Origin of the sequence: Psychrobacter sp. 1Y6, assembly GCF_052258385.2 — a bacterium.
Lineage (GTDB): Bacteria > Pseudomonadota > Gammaproteobacteria > Pseudomonadales > Moraxellaceae > Psychrobacter.
The window spans coordinates 2681139-2695921 of record NZ_JBQQEW020000001.1; the positions used below are offsets into that span (position 1 = coordinate 2681139).

Genomic DNA, 14783 nt, shown 5'->3' on the forward strand with positions numbered 1-14783 from the left:
AAGATTACCTGTTGGATAATCTATGATGGATGAAACGAAAACAGTCCCGATATCTTACACAAAATTTGAGGTCGATGTTAGCAGATTAGATGAATTATTGGTTATCAAGCCTGAAAAATTTTTATGCTATAGTGAATTATTCTGTTTAAAACCGCTCGAATCAATTATTTATTACTTACCTCTTCTTATAGGTAAAAATTATCATCCATTTATTACTTCTACGAGCTGACTCATCACTGAATTTATAGTTATTTCGCTATATAATAAACAGTCCCAGCATCGTGCTTACGCCAATATTGAGATTTGACCATGACGCCAACTACCGCTCAAAACACATCCGAAACCAATGCCGTGCAAACCATCTTGAGCACGCTCACTGATACCCATGATTTCGACCCTAGCCAAATCAAAACCGATGCTGAGAGTTTAGAGCATTGGGGCAAAGACTGGACCAAACACTTCGCCCCTGCTGCGGCTGCCATCGTCTTTCCAAAGACCACTGAGCAAGTACAGACTATCGTCCTGCTTGCTAATGAGCACAACGTCGTCCTAACCCCAAGTGGCGGTCGTACAGGCCTGTCTGCTGGTGCCGTGGCTGCTAATGGCGAGATAGTCGTTAGTATGGATAAAATGAACCAGATTGGACAGTTCTATCCTGCCGATCGAATAGTTGAAGTCGAAGCCGGTGTCGTCACCCAACAGTTGCAAGAATTCGCTGAATCAAAAGACCTATACTACCCTGTTGACTTTGCTTCAGCAGGCTCTAGTCAGATAGGCGGCAACATTGGCACCAATGCTGGCGGTATCAAAGTCATCCGCTACGGCATGACCCGTCAATGGATCATGGGTCTGACTGTTGTCACTGGTAAAGGTGATATCTTGCAGCTGAATCGCGGCATGGTAAAGAATGCCACGGGTTATGACTTGCGCCAATTGTTCATCGGTAGTGAAGGTACGCTTGGCCTTGTCACTCATGCGCAAATTAAGCTTGAACGTCAGCCACAAGACTTAAACGTCATGGTGCTTGGCATGGACAGCTTTAACGATGTGATGAACGTACTCTCTGCCTTTCAGGCACAAATTGATTTGACGGCATTTGAGTTCTTTGACGATGTAGCCATTGATAAGCTGATGGCACATGGTCAAGTACAAGAGCCCTTTGAATCACGTACTAAGTTTTATACGCTGTTAGAATTTGAAGCACCCTATGAGCCAATCATGGATAAAGCCATGGCCATATTTGAGCATTGTATGGAGCAAGGTTGGGTCGTTGATGGGGTAATGAGCCAAAATCTCACACAAGCAGCAGAGCTGTGGAAGCTTCGCGAATACATTTCTGAGACCATCTCAGTCTTTACCCCTTATAAAAACGATGTATCGGTGCTGATAAGCCACGTACCGACCTTTATCGAAGAGATTGATCATATTGTCAGCAGTAACTATCCAGACTTTGAAGTCTGTTGGTTTGGACATATTGGCGATGGTAATTTGCATCTCAATATCTTAAAACCTGAGAATATGAATAAAGATGATTTCTTTGCTGAGTGTCAGGTCGTCAATAAATATGTGTTCGAGACAGTACAGAAATATGGCGGTTCGGTGTCTGCTGAGCATGGGGTTGGTATGACAAAGAAACCGTACTTGCACTATAGCCGCAGTGAGACTGAGATTGATTATTTACGAGAAGTCAAAAAAGTATTCGATCCAAACAACATTATGAACCGTGGTAAGATTTTCGATATGCGATGAGCATGCTAAACGCTTAACCCCAAAAAAAGACGCTACCCCGAGAGGCTAGCGTCTTTTTTATTGCTTTATAATTCGCAAAAACTACGATTTATAAATACAACAGTATCAGCGCAACGACCAGTAATATGCTCAAAAACCCTTGAATAATCAGAAACGCCTGATGCGGTGCCGCAATATGGCGCACCATATTACCTAAAGCATTATAAGTAATACCTGCCGCCTTAATATGAGGTGGACTATCGAAATTTTTAATGATTTGCAAAAACTGTTCAGTCCGATCAGACGGCCAGCCGTGCGGCGCAAAGGGTAAAAACGGAGATAATTGTGCGGCCTGTTTCTTGGTCGCGGGCGACCACAACCAACGCTCTAAAAACAGCAAACGCATACGCCAGTCGGCAAAGCTGCGATGATTAATGACTTGTAATAGCAACACTTCTATATTCTTATGACGACTATCGACAAAGATACGCTCTTGCAGATTAAATACATCTGATTTTTTACCTTCAATACATTGTAGGAAATGACCATTACCGTAGCATAGCGTGCCCGTGATGTTATGCTGCTGATTGTAGTTACGTGCGTGGCCTTCTACTTCATCAAAAATAGAGGTGCTCAAACGCGAGCCAAGAGTCAGCGTACTGACATAAACCAACTGAACCAAAGCGGAGTCATCTATGTCATCCCACTTCATGATTCTATTGGTATGATTTAAAGGCATAATAAAATAATCCTAAGAAGCCGATGAGATACGGCTAAACGAAACAAGCAACACAATACTATGCCTGAGTTGAACCAAAAAATTGACTCACAAAAACGTAGCAAATATTTACTACGTGAGACTGTTATTACCGTTACAGCTTGCTATGATAACAAGCAAAACAAAAGGTGCTGATAGATATTATTTAGATTCCATATTGAGATAATAAATAACAAGACAGTCGCAGATACAATGATGATGCAGAGTTATGCGCTTATGGGTGTTTACAAACCTAATAAGTATAAAGTGATATAGAATGCGGCGTTCGCTATCCTTTAACCCTCTATGTTGGCCAAAATCATTACTAAATAGAGTGAGTAAAACAGCCTAAGATATCAACATAACCTATTGTAAATACGGCAATAAATTATTGTAACGACAATATCTTCCTATTGGAATGTTTTTATTACTTTTTTGCACAAAAATCGGTACATCAACGTGCTATAACACCATTATTTAATACCACTACATTCAATAGCTATTTAAAACAGGAAACTTATGAGTAAGATGGAAAAACTAGATGATTTTCACCTCACGATTGCTGAGATTAAGAAAAAAGATTATCCACAATTAAAGGCATTGATGGATCGTGTCTATGTAAACTTGGGTGGTGCATGGTCAAAGACAACCATTCATACTTTGATTGACGCTTTTCCAGAAGGCCAGATTGCCTTGTTTGATCATGATCAGCTGATTGGTATCGTGCTCTCCATGCGCGTTGACTATGCCAAGTTTTCAAATCCGCATACCTATGACGATTTGATTGGGCAAAAAGAAATCATCAGAGACAATCCAGAAGGCGATGCCATTTATGGTTTAGATGCACTCATTGACCCTGATTATCGCGGCTACCGTCTCGGTCGTCGTCTGTATGATGCACGTAAGGAGTTATGCCGACAGTTGAACTTCCGCGCTATCTTAGCCGGTGGACGCATACCTAACTATCATAACCATAAAGATCTGACTCCAGGCGAATATATTGATGCCGTTGAAAGCCGTGAAATTCACGACTCAGCTTTGTCTTTTCAGCTGTCTAATGGCTTTATCGTTAAACGTATTTTGACTGCCTACCTACCAGATGATAAGCAATCAAAGGGCTTTGCTACCTTGCTTGAGTGGGCAAATATCTACTACGAGCCTAAAGACTATAAGCCTAATACTCGCAAGTCTGAAGTGCGTATTGGTGGTATTCAGTGGCAGATGCGTGAAGTCGAATCACCTGAAGAATTACTGCAACAGGTTGAGTTCTTTGTCGATATCATGGCTGACTACAACTCAGACTTTGCCTGCTTACCAGAATTTTTCAATGCGCCTTTGATGGGTCTATGCGAAGAAACCGATCAAAATATTGCCATTCGATTTCTAGCCGGTTATACCGAGTGGTTCAAAAACGAAATCTCGCATTTAGCCGTCAGTTATAACGTCAACGTCATTACCGGTTCGATGCCGTTACTAGATGAAGACGATACCTTATACAACGTCAGCTATCTGTGCCGCCGTGATGGTACGGTTGAAGAGCAACGCAAAATTCATATTACTCCGCATGAGCGCAGCGCTTGGGTAATCGAAGGTGGCGATGAAGTCAAAGTGTTCGACACGGATGCGGGTCGTATCGGTATCTTGGTCTGCTACGATGTTGAGTTCCCTGAGCTTGCACGTCTAATGGCACTTGATGACATGGATATCTTGTTTGTGCCCTTCTGGACTGACACCAAAAACGGCTATCTACGTGTCCGCCACTGCGCGCAAGCACGTGCTATAGAAAACGAATGCTATGTGATGATTTGTGGTTCAGTCGGTAACTTACCGCAAGTTGAGAGTTTGGATATTCAGTACGCTCAGTCGTCGATTTTTTCACCATCAGACTTTGCGTTCCCGCATGATGCGATTATGGCAGAGACCACTGCCAACACGGAGATGGTATTCTTCTCTGATGTAAACTTAGACAAGCTTACTCACGTTCGTCATGAAGGCTCAGTACATAACTTAATCGACCGCCGTGATGATTTGTTCAGCTTAAAGTGGAAGCGCAAGGCCAAAGTTCCAGCGAGCAAGTTGAGTGATGAGCAGCGCCGTGAAAATTCAGGTAGCGTACTGATTGGTGATCCATTACAAAACCGAGCACAAAAGCCATAATAGGTTGACATCGCACACTTATAGTAGACTTTATAAATAATACGGCTGATTTTCAGCCGTTTATTTTTATCTACTGTCGACTCTTTGTGCAATGACCATATAGACAATCACAATAAGATAGGCAGTGACGATAAGCCATCATTTAACAAAAATATGCAAACTAAAAAGCGGATGTCATGACGACTGATATTGAGCAAAAAGAAGTAAAGCCAAAGAAGCAGCTGAAGCCGAAGATAATTTCGATACTTAAAACGATAATGCTATACGGTCTCATGTTTGTCGTGATCTATAGCGTGGTCAATTGGTGGCGACAGCCTGTCATGCCTGCCAACCCTCAGTTGCAACTGACCGATTACCAAGGACAAACTATCGACCTAGCAGCGATGAGTCATGAGCGGCCTACACTGGTATACTTTTGGGGTACGTGGTGTTCAGTCTGCAGCTTTACCTCACCCACCATCAGTAAACTAGCAGCAGATAACTATCCTGTTGTCACTGTTGCCGTACAGTCAGGCTCAAATCCAGAGTTACGCGGCTACCTCGATCAACATCAGTTTGATTTCACCACCATAAATGATCAACAAGGCAATATCTTTGCGGATTGGCAAGGACAAGTCACACCATCCTATGTGGTATTAGAGAATGGCAAGATGACACAAGGGCTAACAGGTATTCAGCCATTATGGTCGTTAAAACTGCGCTTATGGTTAGCATCGGTTTTTTAGCGGCTGAACCTGACTTTATTTTTTAATAAATTATCTTGCGAAGAGGTCATCGTTATACTCTCATCAACGACATGCAACGTAGATAAACAGTTGATATTGGTCAAAATGAGGATGAAATTGCTCAGCTCTTTTTACCCTACCCTTTTTGTCATATAATAGCTGCCGATCTAAATATTTTTTTGAATTATTTTTACTAGCATATTTTATGTTGCAATCGTCTCGTTACCATTTATTATTGACGTAACTATTTGCGGACTAATGAGCAACAATGGGTATTTATTGACATGACGGTTGATAAACCGACTATGATGAGCAATATACCTACTATTAGTAATTAAGCATTATCAATACCGCGTGACACTCAGTACTATATTGAACTACATTGAACATCGAGCCTTGTATCCGGTTTTGAACCGACACACAAACCTACCTTTTAAAAAGATACCTTCTATGACTGATAAAAGCACTGACACACCAAGCCAAGATTACAAAGACACGCTGAACCTTGCGGATACGCCATTTGCGATGCGCGCAAACCTTGCCAAGCGCGAGCCAGATTGGTTAGCTGCTTGGGAAGCGGATGACGTGTACGGCAAAATTCGTCAGGCGCGTGCTGGTGCAACCAAATATATTTTGCACGATGGCCCTCCATACGCCAACGGTCAGATTCACTTGGGTCATGCGGTCAATAAAGTACTAAAAGACATTATTGTAAAATCAAAAACCTTATCAGGATTTGATGCGCCTTATGTCCCTGGTTGGGATTGTCATGGTCTGCCAATCGAACAAAAAGTCGAAGCCAAGGTCGGTAAAGTGGGTCAAAAAGTTTCTGCGACCGAATTCCGTGGCCTATGCCGCGAATATGCGAGCACTCAGATTGAATTGCAAAAAGCAGACTTCAAGCGTCTAGGTGTGTTTGGTGATTGGGACAATCCTTATCTGACGATGAACTTTCATCAAGAAGCCAACATCGTGCGTGCGCTTGCCAAAATCTATGACAATGGTCATGTGACTCGCGGTATGAAGCCGGTCAACTGGTGCTTGGACTGTAGCTCTGCCCTAGCAGAAGCAGAAGTAGAGTATCAAGACAAAGTCTCTGACGCGATCTATGTCAGCTTTGATGTGCTCGGTACGGACAAAGTAGCCGCATTGGCAGATATCGCAGATAACATCGCTGCTGTTATTTGGACCACCACGCCATGGACACTACCTGCCAACCAAGCTATCTCAGTACATCCTGAGCACAACTATAGCGTGGTCGCTACTGAAAAAGGCAACCTACTACTCGCAGCGGATCTTGTAGAAACTGCGTTAAGTGAGCTAAAACTAGAAAATAACGGCATCCTAGCAACTGTATCAGGCAGTGAGCTTGAAGGCCTACATGCCCAGCATCCACTGATTGAAGACCGTCAAGTGCCGATCATCTTGGGCGACCATGTGACTACTGATAGTGGTACGGGTCTGGTACATACTGCACCTGGTCACGGTTTAGACGATTATATCGTTGGTCTAAAATACAACTTACCAGTAGAAAACCCAGTAAGCGGTACAGGCGTTTATTTAGATAGCGCTGCAGTATTTGCCGGCGAGCACATCTATAAAGCCAATCCAAAAATCATCGCTGCACTACATGAAAATGGCCATCTAATCAGCCATACCAAAATTGAGCACAGCTATCCGCATTGCTGGCGTCATAAGTCGCCAATCATTTTCCGTGCTACGCCTCAGTGGTTTATCAATATGGAAACCAAAGGCTTACGTGCTCGCGCGCTTGCTGATATTCCATCGGTAAGTTGGACGCCAGCGTGGGGACAAAACCGTATCGAATCAATGATGACAGGTCGTCCTGATTGGTGTATCTCGCGTCAGCGTACGTGGGGCGTGCCGATTACTTTCTTTACGCACAAAGAAACAGGTGAGCTGCATCCAAACACACTTGAGTTAATGGAAACTGCAGCGCAAAAAATCAATGAAGGCGGCGTAGAAGCTTGGTTTGATGCTAGCTGTGAAGACTTCTTAGGTAGTGAAGCCGCTGACTATGACAAAGCAACTGATACGTTAGACGTTTGGTTTGACTCAGGCACGACGCATTTTGCGGTACTGGATCAACGTGATGAATTGACCAATCCAGCTGATATGTATCTAGAAGGTTCTGATCAGCATCGCGGTTGGTTCCAGACTTCACTGCTGACGTCGGAAGCGATGTATGAGCGTCCACCGTTTAAGCAAGTATTGACGCATGGTTTTGTGGTCGATGAAAACGGTCGCAAGATGAGTAAGTCACTTGGCAATATCATCACCCCGCAAGAAGAAATCAATAAAACAGGCGCGGATATGCTGCGTCTATGGATTGCATCGAGTGACTATCGTTATGAGATGAGCGCAGGTAAGACGGTCTTTAAAGGTGCGATCGATATGTATCGCCGTATCCGTAATACCTTACGTTTCTTGCTTGCCAATACCGATGACTTCAATCCAGCGACCGACAGCATTGATATCAACGAATTGGTTAGCCTTGATAAATTCATTATTGAACGTGCGCAAACCGTACAAGCGCAAATCATTAGCGCTTACGATGCAATGGACTTTCACCAAGTCACTCAGCACGTGACAGCGTTTTGCTCGCAAGATTTGGGTAGCTTCTATCTAGATATCATCAAGGATCGCCAGTACACTACTCAGGCGGATGGTCAGCCTCGTCGTTCTGCGCAGACGGCTATCTACCATATCACTCATGCGCTGATTCGCTGGATTACACCAATCCTGTCATTCACGGCGCAAGAGGCTTGGGAAGTGCTGAACCAACGTGATGCGGATAAAGGCGGCTATGTATTCACTCAAGAGTGGTATGAGTTCCCAGCGTTTGAGCTAAGTGCTATCAGCAACGATGACTGGCAGCGTATTATGTTCGCAAAAGACATGGTGAACAAACATATCGAAACTGCACGTGGCGAAAAAATCATCAATGCCAACTTGTCTGCCGACGTGAGTCTATATGCTGACGGTGCTATGCATGAGAGCTTAGCTAAACTAGGTGAAGAGCTTCGTTTTGTACTAATTACTAGTAACGCTGCATTGAAGCCAATGAGCGAAGCGCCTGCTGATAGCATCACACAGACAGAAGAAGCGACCGACACCAATACCGAAGAGGCTGTCGATTTAGTGGTCCAAGTAAGTGCCGCTACTGGTACTAAGTGTGTACGCTGCTGGCACATCCGTGATGACATCGGTACAGATAGCGCACACCCTGAGCTATGCGCGCGCTGCGTGACCAATGTCAGTGGCGATGGCGAGGTGCGTCACTATGCCTAACCCAACTGATTCGCCTGAAAGCCAGAATGACCAGCAGCCGCAGGTTAAGGTTGATCATTCGCCTAAGCCTGCTCATGCAACCACAGGCAGCTCGACTACGCCTAGAAGTCGACTGACCAAGACCCCGAAAATGGTGGCAAATGGCAGTCGTGCTTTTGTATGGTATATATTGGCATTGGTTATTGTCATTATCGATCAGTGGACCAAGTGGTTGGCAGAAACCAAACTGACCTTTCATGATCCAGTGCCGGTGATTGATCCATTCCTTAATTGGACATTGGCTTATAACTATGGCGCGGCATTTAGCTTTTTAGCAGATGCTGGCGGTTGGCAGAAGTGGTTTTTTTCAGGACTGGCTTTACTCATGTCGTTGTTTCTAATCATCTATCTGATTAAAGCACCTCGCAAAGCCACGCTGTTATCTTTCGGTCTAGCCTTAGTATTGGGCGGTGCAGTTGGTAATTTAATCGACCGCTTACTGCATGGTCATGTGATTGATTTTATCCATATGCATTATGCTGATGTTTGGCATTATCCGATTTTTAATATCGCGGATATTGGTATTTCTATCGGTGTATTATTGATTGTCATTGATATGCTGTTTTTGGAAAAAAAGCGTGAGATGCCACGGTCATAACCGTCTATAGCTAGAGACATTAAGTCAATTTATAAATAAAGAAGGTGGGTTACGCAGTCGTAACCCACCTCTTTTTTGTCGATCGTTTTAGTGCTTTCGTCATACACGTAGCAATCTGCTAATCGTGAATGCTATTATTTATAGTAACTCTGATAGTAAATCGGTCAACGTCTCTAAGCCACCACCTGCTAATAAAAATAGCAAGCCTGCCATGTTCACAACGACGGTCAAATAATAAGTCACTCGAAACTCAGGCTTTTGTGATTTGTGACGCAGATACGTCTGAGCCAATAGCGCTCCTACCCAACCGCCTATCGCGCTTAGTATATGCAGTGTAGACTCAGGCGTACGCCAATCGCCACTTTGCGCAGCAGCTTTGTCTTTGGCATACATGCCATAAGTAATAATCCCTAGCACAACGTACCAGCCGACTACTAGCCAGCTCAATTTATCTGTCGCTGCTAATAAAACTAAAACGCCATAAAAAGCCAGTCCAAGGAATGAGCGTTTCTTTTGACCCGCTTCAAACTCTGCCTGATGGCTACTTTTCTGTTTGCGCTGACGGATTTGCTGATTTTTTTGTGCCATTTTTTGCTGTACAAACCCAAGCTCTTGTACTTGCTTGGCTCGCTTGCGTCCCTCCGCATCTTGTCCAATGCTAAAGACCACTGCCTCACCGATATTAGGACGGCGCTGAGCCTTAAACTCACTCACATGAAAGAAGACAGACTCGCCTGCTTCAGTTTCAATAAAGCCAAACCCTTTATCGTCCTGCCATTTTTTGACAGTGCCTTGTTGTTTATTCACTACCGACACCTCATATCTTTTAGAATTGCCAATTATAGTACACCATCTGCGTTACATTATTGACGCTTACATCTGGGCTTAGATGGCTTATTATTTCTTACACTATAATACGGCAATTAAAGAGACTGTAATCCAACGCATTATTTTCTATTCTTTTCTTCTAGCAACCGATGGCTTTTTATTATGACTCAATCTCAATTTATTAACCCAAACGAAGACACTCGTATCGCTCACGGCAGCCTTGTTAAGCTGCACTTTGAAGTTTCACTAGAGAACGGCACCATCATCGACTCAACCTTTAATCGTGATGCACCTGTGTCTTTGACGATTGGTGATGAGAGCTTGTTACCTGGTTTTGAGCAAGTACTGATGAACCTCCGCGCCGGTGACACTCGCAGTGCACACCTTGAGCCAGAGCAAGCATTTGGTGAGTGGAATCCTGAAAACATCCAACATTTTAGCCGTACTCAATTTGCGCTAGTCGCTGATAATCCAGAAATTGGCATGATGGTTGAGTTCGAAGACAAAGGTAAAAACACACTGCCCGGTACGATTAGTGCGATCGATGAAGACCAAGTCGAAGTAGACTTTAACCACCCATTGGCAGGACAAGACGTATTATTCAAAGTGAAAATCTTTAAAGTCACACCGCCTGGTGTCACAGGTATCAAATTAATGTAGTCACTTAAAGACTATCGAAAACTCGTTAGACGTTAACTAAAATAAAAGCTCGCGACGATAAAAATTAATATCGATAAAAAAAGCCAAAAGGGAGACTTATATGCAGTATCAAACGTTACCGCAACTCGATGAAAAAATATCTAAAATCTGTCTAGGCACGATGACATGGGGACAGCAAAATACTGAGTCCGAAGCACATGAACAAATGGACATGGCACTCAGTGAAGGTGTGAACTTTTGGGATACCGCCGAGATGTACCCGTCACCACCAGATAAAGACAAACAAGGTGATACTGAGCGCTTTATGGGCACTTGGTTTAACAAGACCAAACAGCGTGACAAAGTCATTCTCGCAAGCAAAATATCGCCAATGAACTTTTTGCGTGATGGTCAAACGCGCTTTAACGCCGAGCACATCAGCAGTGCTATTGACGGGAATTTGGAACGTCTACAAACAGACTATATCGATATCTATCAGCTGCATTGGCCTGAGCGTCAAGCGAATTTCTTTGGTCAGCGCGGCTATGATGAAGAGATGGCAGCACAGTCATTAGACGATTTAACCCCGTTTTTAGAGACCATTCAGGCCTTAAATGATGAGATCAAAAAAGGTCGTATTCGTGCTTATGGTTTATCGAATGATACCGCGTGGGGACTCATGCGCTATCTATGGGAAGCAGATAAAAACGGCCTAATTCCACCACTTACCGTGCAAAACCCATATAGCCTATTGAACCGTTTATACGAAGTCGGTATGGCTGAGATTGCCCATCGTGAAAACGTTGGTCTACTTGCGTATTCGCCGCTTGGGTTTGGTGTGTTGTCTGGCAAATACCTTGATGGTAAACGTCCAACTGGCGCACGTCTGACTATGTATGATCGTTTCGGTCGTTATGTGAACGAGCAAGCCAAATCAGCGACTGAACAATATGCAAAGATAGCTACTGATGCAGGTTTGGACATGGCGCAGATGTCATTGGCTTTTGTAAACTCTCGTCACTTTGTCACCAGTAACATCATTGGGGCGACCACGACCGAGCAACTCAAATCAAACATTGATAGTGTCAATGTGGAGCTAACGACAGATGTCTTAGAAGCGATTGAAGCGGTGCATACACAGCAACCTAATCCATCGCCATAGTTAGCCTTTTATGGAGACTCGATGTTAATAGAGCCTGATGAATAAATAATATTAAGTTTGCTCTATTAATTCTCCTATAAAAAAGGGCGTAAATCGTTTCGATTTGCGCCCTTTTATTGACTGGCTGAGATTAGCTACACTAGCTCGACTCTAACTAGTTCAACTGTAAATAATCAGTCTTCAGCTGGTATGCTAAGGACTCTTGAGTGCAGCTCAGCCAATCCTTCATTCATGCGTGCTTGTAATAAATTGGTCAGCTCGCTTTTGTTACGACCTTCTGGATCTATAGGCGCGAGTGGCAATACATAAGCGGTCACGTTTTTGCTATCGAGCACTTTCTTCATGCTTTCTTTCATCGTCAGCTTACCATAGTATGGCAATGCGTCGCTTAATGTGCCGTCTTTATTGACATAAGCGATGATGATCGGTCTGATAGGCACATCAGCATCTATGGCTGCTTGCAGCAATGTTCCATGAATGCGCTTTACTTTTTTACCACTGGTAGTGGTCGCCTCAGGGAAGAAAATAATCGAAAAACCTTTGGCTAAAAAGTCAGCAATCTGCGCCGATACTGAGCTTGCATCACCGGATCCACGCTCGATGAAAAGCGTCCCTGCGGCATGAGCAAGTTTGCCAAACACAGGCCATTCACCGATCTCAGCCTTGGATAAAAAGAACGCTGGGCTCACAGTACCAACGACAGGGATATCCATCCATGACACGTGATTCGATACCCATAAGCCATGGAACTGCTCTACAGGTTCCACTTCTACTACTTTTACCCCAAAAGAGCCTGCCATCTTGCGGCAGAATGTCTGGATATAGCGTGGTAGGGTCTCGCGTGGTGGCTGCTTAAATGCACCGATACGCTTCGCCGCGCGTATGCCGCCGACCATAGTCGTGGTCATACCAGCAACCTGCCTGCCTCGGCTCAACTGTCGTCTGAGTGAAAAGCTTGATTTAGCTTGGCTCATCTTCGCCCTCATGATTAAATAACGGGTGTTTAATAGTCAAAAAACGAGCCCAGTATAACAAAGTTCTCACACTCAGTGATAGCTTGTTCACTCAGTGAGTGCCGACTTTTATACAAACGGGTAATAAAGCAGATTTATAAAAAATTATCCGCAGCAAACGCTGTAACATAAAACCATCGCTAATTATGCTAATACGCTTTAATATCAAGTGATAAGACCATATATAGATAATCATATAAACGCTACGTCAAAGCTTCTTGAGCTGATTATAGCGAGACATTTACTTTATTAAATAGGTGATACTCTTTGGATTATTTTGAAAGACATGAAGGTGGCGAACGCGCCATTTTAGTACATTTAGACATCCGCCAAATTCAAGATCCTGACGATCTTAGTGAATTTGAGCTATTGGCTGATTCAGCAGGTGCCGATCGTTTGGCACTGGTCACTGGATCACGCTCGCGCCCTGATGCCAAATACTTCGTTGGTAGCGGAAAAGCAGAAGAAATCGCAGAACTAGTGCGCGAACACGAAGCAGATATCGTATTGTTCAACCATAGCTTGTCGCCATCACAAGAGCGTAATATCGAAGCGCTAGTGAAGTGCCGCGTGTTAGACCGTACTGGGTTGATTTTAGATATTTTTGCGCAGCGCGCCCGTACCTACGAAGGTAAGCTGCAAGTAGAGCTGGCTCAGCTTAACCATCTATCAACACGTCTGGTACGTGGTTGGACGCATTTGGAACGTCAAAAAGGTGGTATTGGTCTGCGTGGACCGGGTGAGACTCAGCTTGAGACTGATCGTCGTCTACTACAGACTCGCGTCAATCAGTTAAAGAGCAAATTAGAAAAAGTCCGTCAGACCCGTGCGCAGGGTCGTGCCCGTAGACAGAAATCTGATGTACCGACCATCTCACTGGTCGGCTATACCAATGCGGGCAAATCTACTTTGTTCAACCGTTTGGTCGATGAAAACATCTACGCTGCTGACAAACTATTTGCGACGCTAGACCCTACTCTACGCCGTTTAGACTGGCAGGGAGTTGGTCGTGTCGTCTTGGTCGATACGGTTGGTTTCGTTCGTCATCTGCCGCATGAGCTGGTTGAGTCTTTTCATGCAACTCTAGAGGAAACACTAGAAGCAGACTTGTTATTGCACGTCATTGATTCTTCTAGCGAAGATATGCACGAGCAGATTCAGGCGGTCAAAGAAGTATTGGCAGAAATCGATAACGATGTACCTGTGCTCAATGTCTATAACAAGATTGATTTGACTGACGAGCCTGCACATATCGGCTATGCTAGCGAAGGTCAGCCAAACCGCGTCTATGTCTCTTCTAGACAGAACCTCGGCATGGAAGAGCTAACGCTTGCCGTACAGCAACTGCTGACAGGTAAATTGACAACGTTTGATTTGACTTTGCCGTATGATGCTGGACAGTTCAAAAACACTCTATATGAACTGGGTGTTATTGAAGAAGAAAGCTACGACGATACGGGTCGTGAATGTCTGACGATTCGATTGCCAAGTGACCGCTTAAGACAGCTACTTGGTCAAGCTAACTTAAAACCTATCGATGTGTTGCCGCTGGCACAAGCAACACTACTGATGCCAGTACTCGAAGAGTTTGAGAAGGTTGACGACGTTGAAGAGCCGACTATGACAGAGGCTGAGGAAAAAGCATTTGATGAGTTTGATGCATTACACTCAGAAACAGCTGATTCAGAAAAATAATGATCATTTCTGCAAAATAAGAACTATTGTTAAAGTGAGTCATTTGCGACAGTAGTTGAATGAACGTTTGATTCATACTGTTAGATCACAAACCCTTATATAGTACGTTAAAATAGAATAGACGATATCC

At 43.9% G+C, this 14783-nt stretch carries 11 protein-coding genes; 8 read left to right on the top strand and 3 right to left on the bottom strand.

Going from position 1 to position 14783, the window contains the following annotated elements; all coding sequences use genetic code 11:
- Window positions 1–309: 309 nt before the first annotated feature.
- Window positions 310–1749 carry a D-2-hydroxyglutarate dehydrogenase gene (locus tag ACTXGF_RS24940; RefSeq protein ID WP_522885867.1) on the top strand — a complete coding sequence of 480 codons (1440 nt, stop codon included), beginning with the start codon at window positions 310–312 and terminating at the stop codon, window positions 1747–1749.
- 88 nt (window positions 1750–1837) lie between these two features.
- On the opposite strand, the gene ACTXGF_RS24945 is transcribed toward ACTXGF_RS24940, so the two are convergent.
- Complete coding sequence (locus ACTXGF_RS24945; RefSeq protein WP_443533591.1) at window positions 1838–2467, bottom strand: BLUF domain-containing protein; 630 nt, start codon at window positions 2465–2467, stop codon at window positions 1838–1840.
- Window positions 2468–3004: 537 nt separating this feature from the next.
- Between ACTXGF_RS24945 and ACTXGF_RS24950 the strand changes: the two genes are divergently transcribed.
- From ACTXGF_RS24950 to lspA, 4 genes are all read left to right on the top strand, one after another.
- On the top strand, window positions 3005–4642 hold the full coding sequence (locus ACTXGF_RS24950) for a carbon-nitrogen hydrolase family protein (RefSeq protein ID WP_102094613.1): 1638 nt from the start codon (window positions 3005–3007) through the stop codon (window positions 4640–4642).
- A 176-nt stretch (window positions 4643–4818) separates the two neighbouring features.
- Complete coding sequence (locus ACTXGF_RS24955) at window positions 4819–5367, top strand: protein disulfide oxidoreductase (protein ID WP_443533589.1); 549 nt, start codon at window positions 4819–4821, stop codon at window positions 5365–5367.
- Window positions 5368–5817: 450 nt separating this feature from the next.
- Window positions 5818–8679, top strand: a complete 2862-nt coding sequence (gene ileS / locus ACTXGF_RS24960) for an isoleucine--tRNA ligase (protein ID WP_443533587.1) — start codon at window positions 5818–5820, stop codon at window positions 8677–8679.
- On the top strand, window positions 8672–9316 hold the full coding sequence (lspA, locus tag ACTXGF_RS24965; protein WP_443533585.1) for a signal peptidase II: 645 nt from the start codon (window positions 8672–8674) through the stop codon (window positions 9314–9316). Before ileS ends, lspA begins: the two co-directional genes overlap by 8 nt.
- A 138-nt stretch (window positions 9317–9454) precedes the next feature.
- On the opposite strand, the gene ACTXGF_RS24970 is transcribed toward lspA, so the two are convergent.
- Window positions 9455–10123 carry a DUF1294 domain-containing protein gene (locus ACTXGF_RS24970; RefSeq protein ID WP_443533583.1) on the bottom strand — a complete coding sequence of 223 codons (669 nt, stop codon included), beginning with the start codon at window positions 10121–10123 and terminating at the stop codon, window positions 9455–9457.
- Window positions 10124–10306: 183 nt separating this feature from the next.
- On the opposite strand from ACTXGF_RS24970, the gene ACTXGF_RS24975 reads away from it, so the two are divergent.
- Window positions 10307–10804: an FKBP-type peptidyl-prolyl cis-trans isomerase gene (locus ACTXGF_RS24975; RefSeq protein WP_443533581.1), complete on the top strand. Its 498-nt coding sequence runs from the start codon at window positions 10307–10309 to the stop codon at window positions 10802–10804.
- 100 nt (window positions 10805–10904) lie between these two features.
- Complete coding sequence (locus ACTXGF_RS24980) at window positions 10905–11945, top strand: aldo/keto reductase (protein WP_443533579.1); 1041 nt, start codon at window positions 10905–10907, stop codon at window positions 11943–11945.
- A gap of 173 nt (window positions 11946–12118) precedes the next feature.
- Here ACTXGF_RS24980 and ACTXGF_RS24985 read toward each other — a convergent pair whose 3' ends face one another.
- Window positions 12119–12919 carry a lysophospholipid acyltransferase family protein gene (locus tag ACTXGF_RS24985; protein WP_443533577.1) on the bottom strand — a complete coding sequence of 267 codons (801 nt, stop codon included), beginning with the start codon at window positions 12917–12919 and terminating at the stop codon, window positions 12119–12121.
- A gap of 306 nt (window positions 12920–13225) precedes the next feature.
- Between ACTXGF_RS24985 and hflX the strand changes: the two genes are divergently transcribed.
- Window positions 13226–14653, top strand: coding sequence for a ribosome rescue GTPase HflX (gene hflX, locus ACTXGF_RS24990; protein ID WP_057758442.1), 1428 nt, complete (start codon window positions 13226–13228; stop codon window positions 14651–14653).
- Window positions 14654–14783 lie beyond the last annotated feature (130 nt).

Coding starts and splice junctions, on each gene's coding strand:
- ACTXGF_RS24940 (WP_522885867.1), top strand. CDS start 310: ATGACGCCAACTACCGCTCAAAACACATCCGAAACCAATGCCGTGCAA.
- ACTXGF_RS24945 (WP_443533591.1), bottom strand. CDS start 2,467: ATGCCTTTAAATCATACCAATAGAATCATGAAGTGGGATGACATAGAT.
- ACTXGF_RS24950 (WP_102094613.1), top strand. CDS start 3,005: ATGAGTAAGATGGAAAAACTAGATGATTTTCACCTCACGATTGCTGAG.
- ACTXGF_RS24955 (WP_443533589.1), top strand. CDS start 4,819: ATGACGACTGATATTGAGCAAAAAGAAGTAAAGCCAAAGAAGCAGCTG.
- ileS (WP_443533587.1), top strand. CDS start 5,818: ATGACTGATAAAAGCACTGACACACCAAGCCAAGATTACAAAGACACG.
- lspA (WP_443533585.1), top strand. CDS start 8,672: ATGCCTAACCCAACTGATTCGCCTGAAAGCCAGAATGACCAGCAGCCG.
- ACTXGF_RS24975 (WP_443533581.1), top strand. CDS start 10,307: ATGACTCAATCTCAATTTATTAACCCAAACGAAGACACTCGTATCGCT.
- ACTXGF_RS24980 (WP_443533579.1), top strand. CDS start 10,905: ATGCAGTATCAAACGTTACCGCAACTCGATGAAAAAATATCTAAAATC.
- ACTXGF_RS24985 (WP_443533577.1), bottom strand. CDS start 12,919: ATGAGCCAAGCTAAATCAAGCTTTTCACTCAGACGACAGTTGAGCCGA.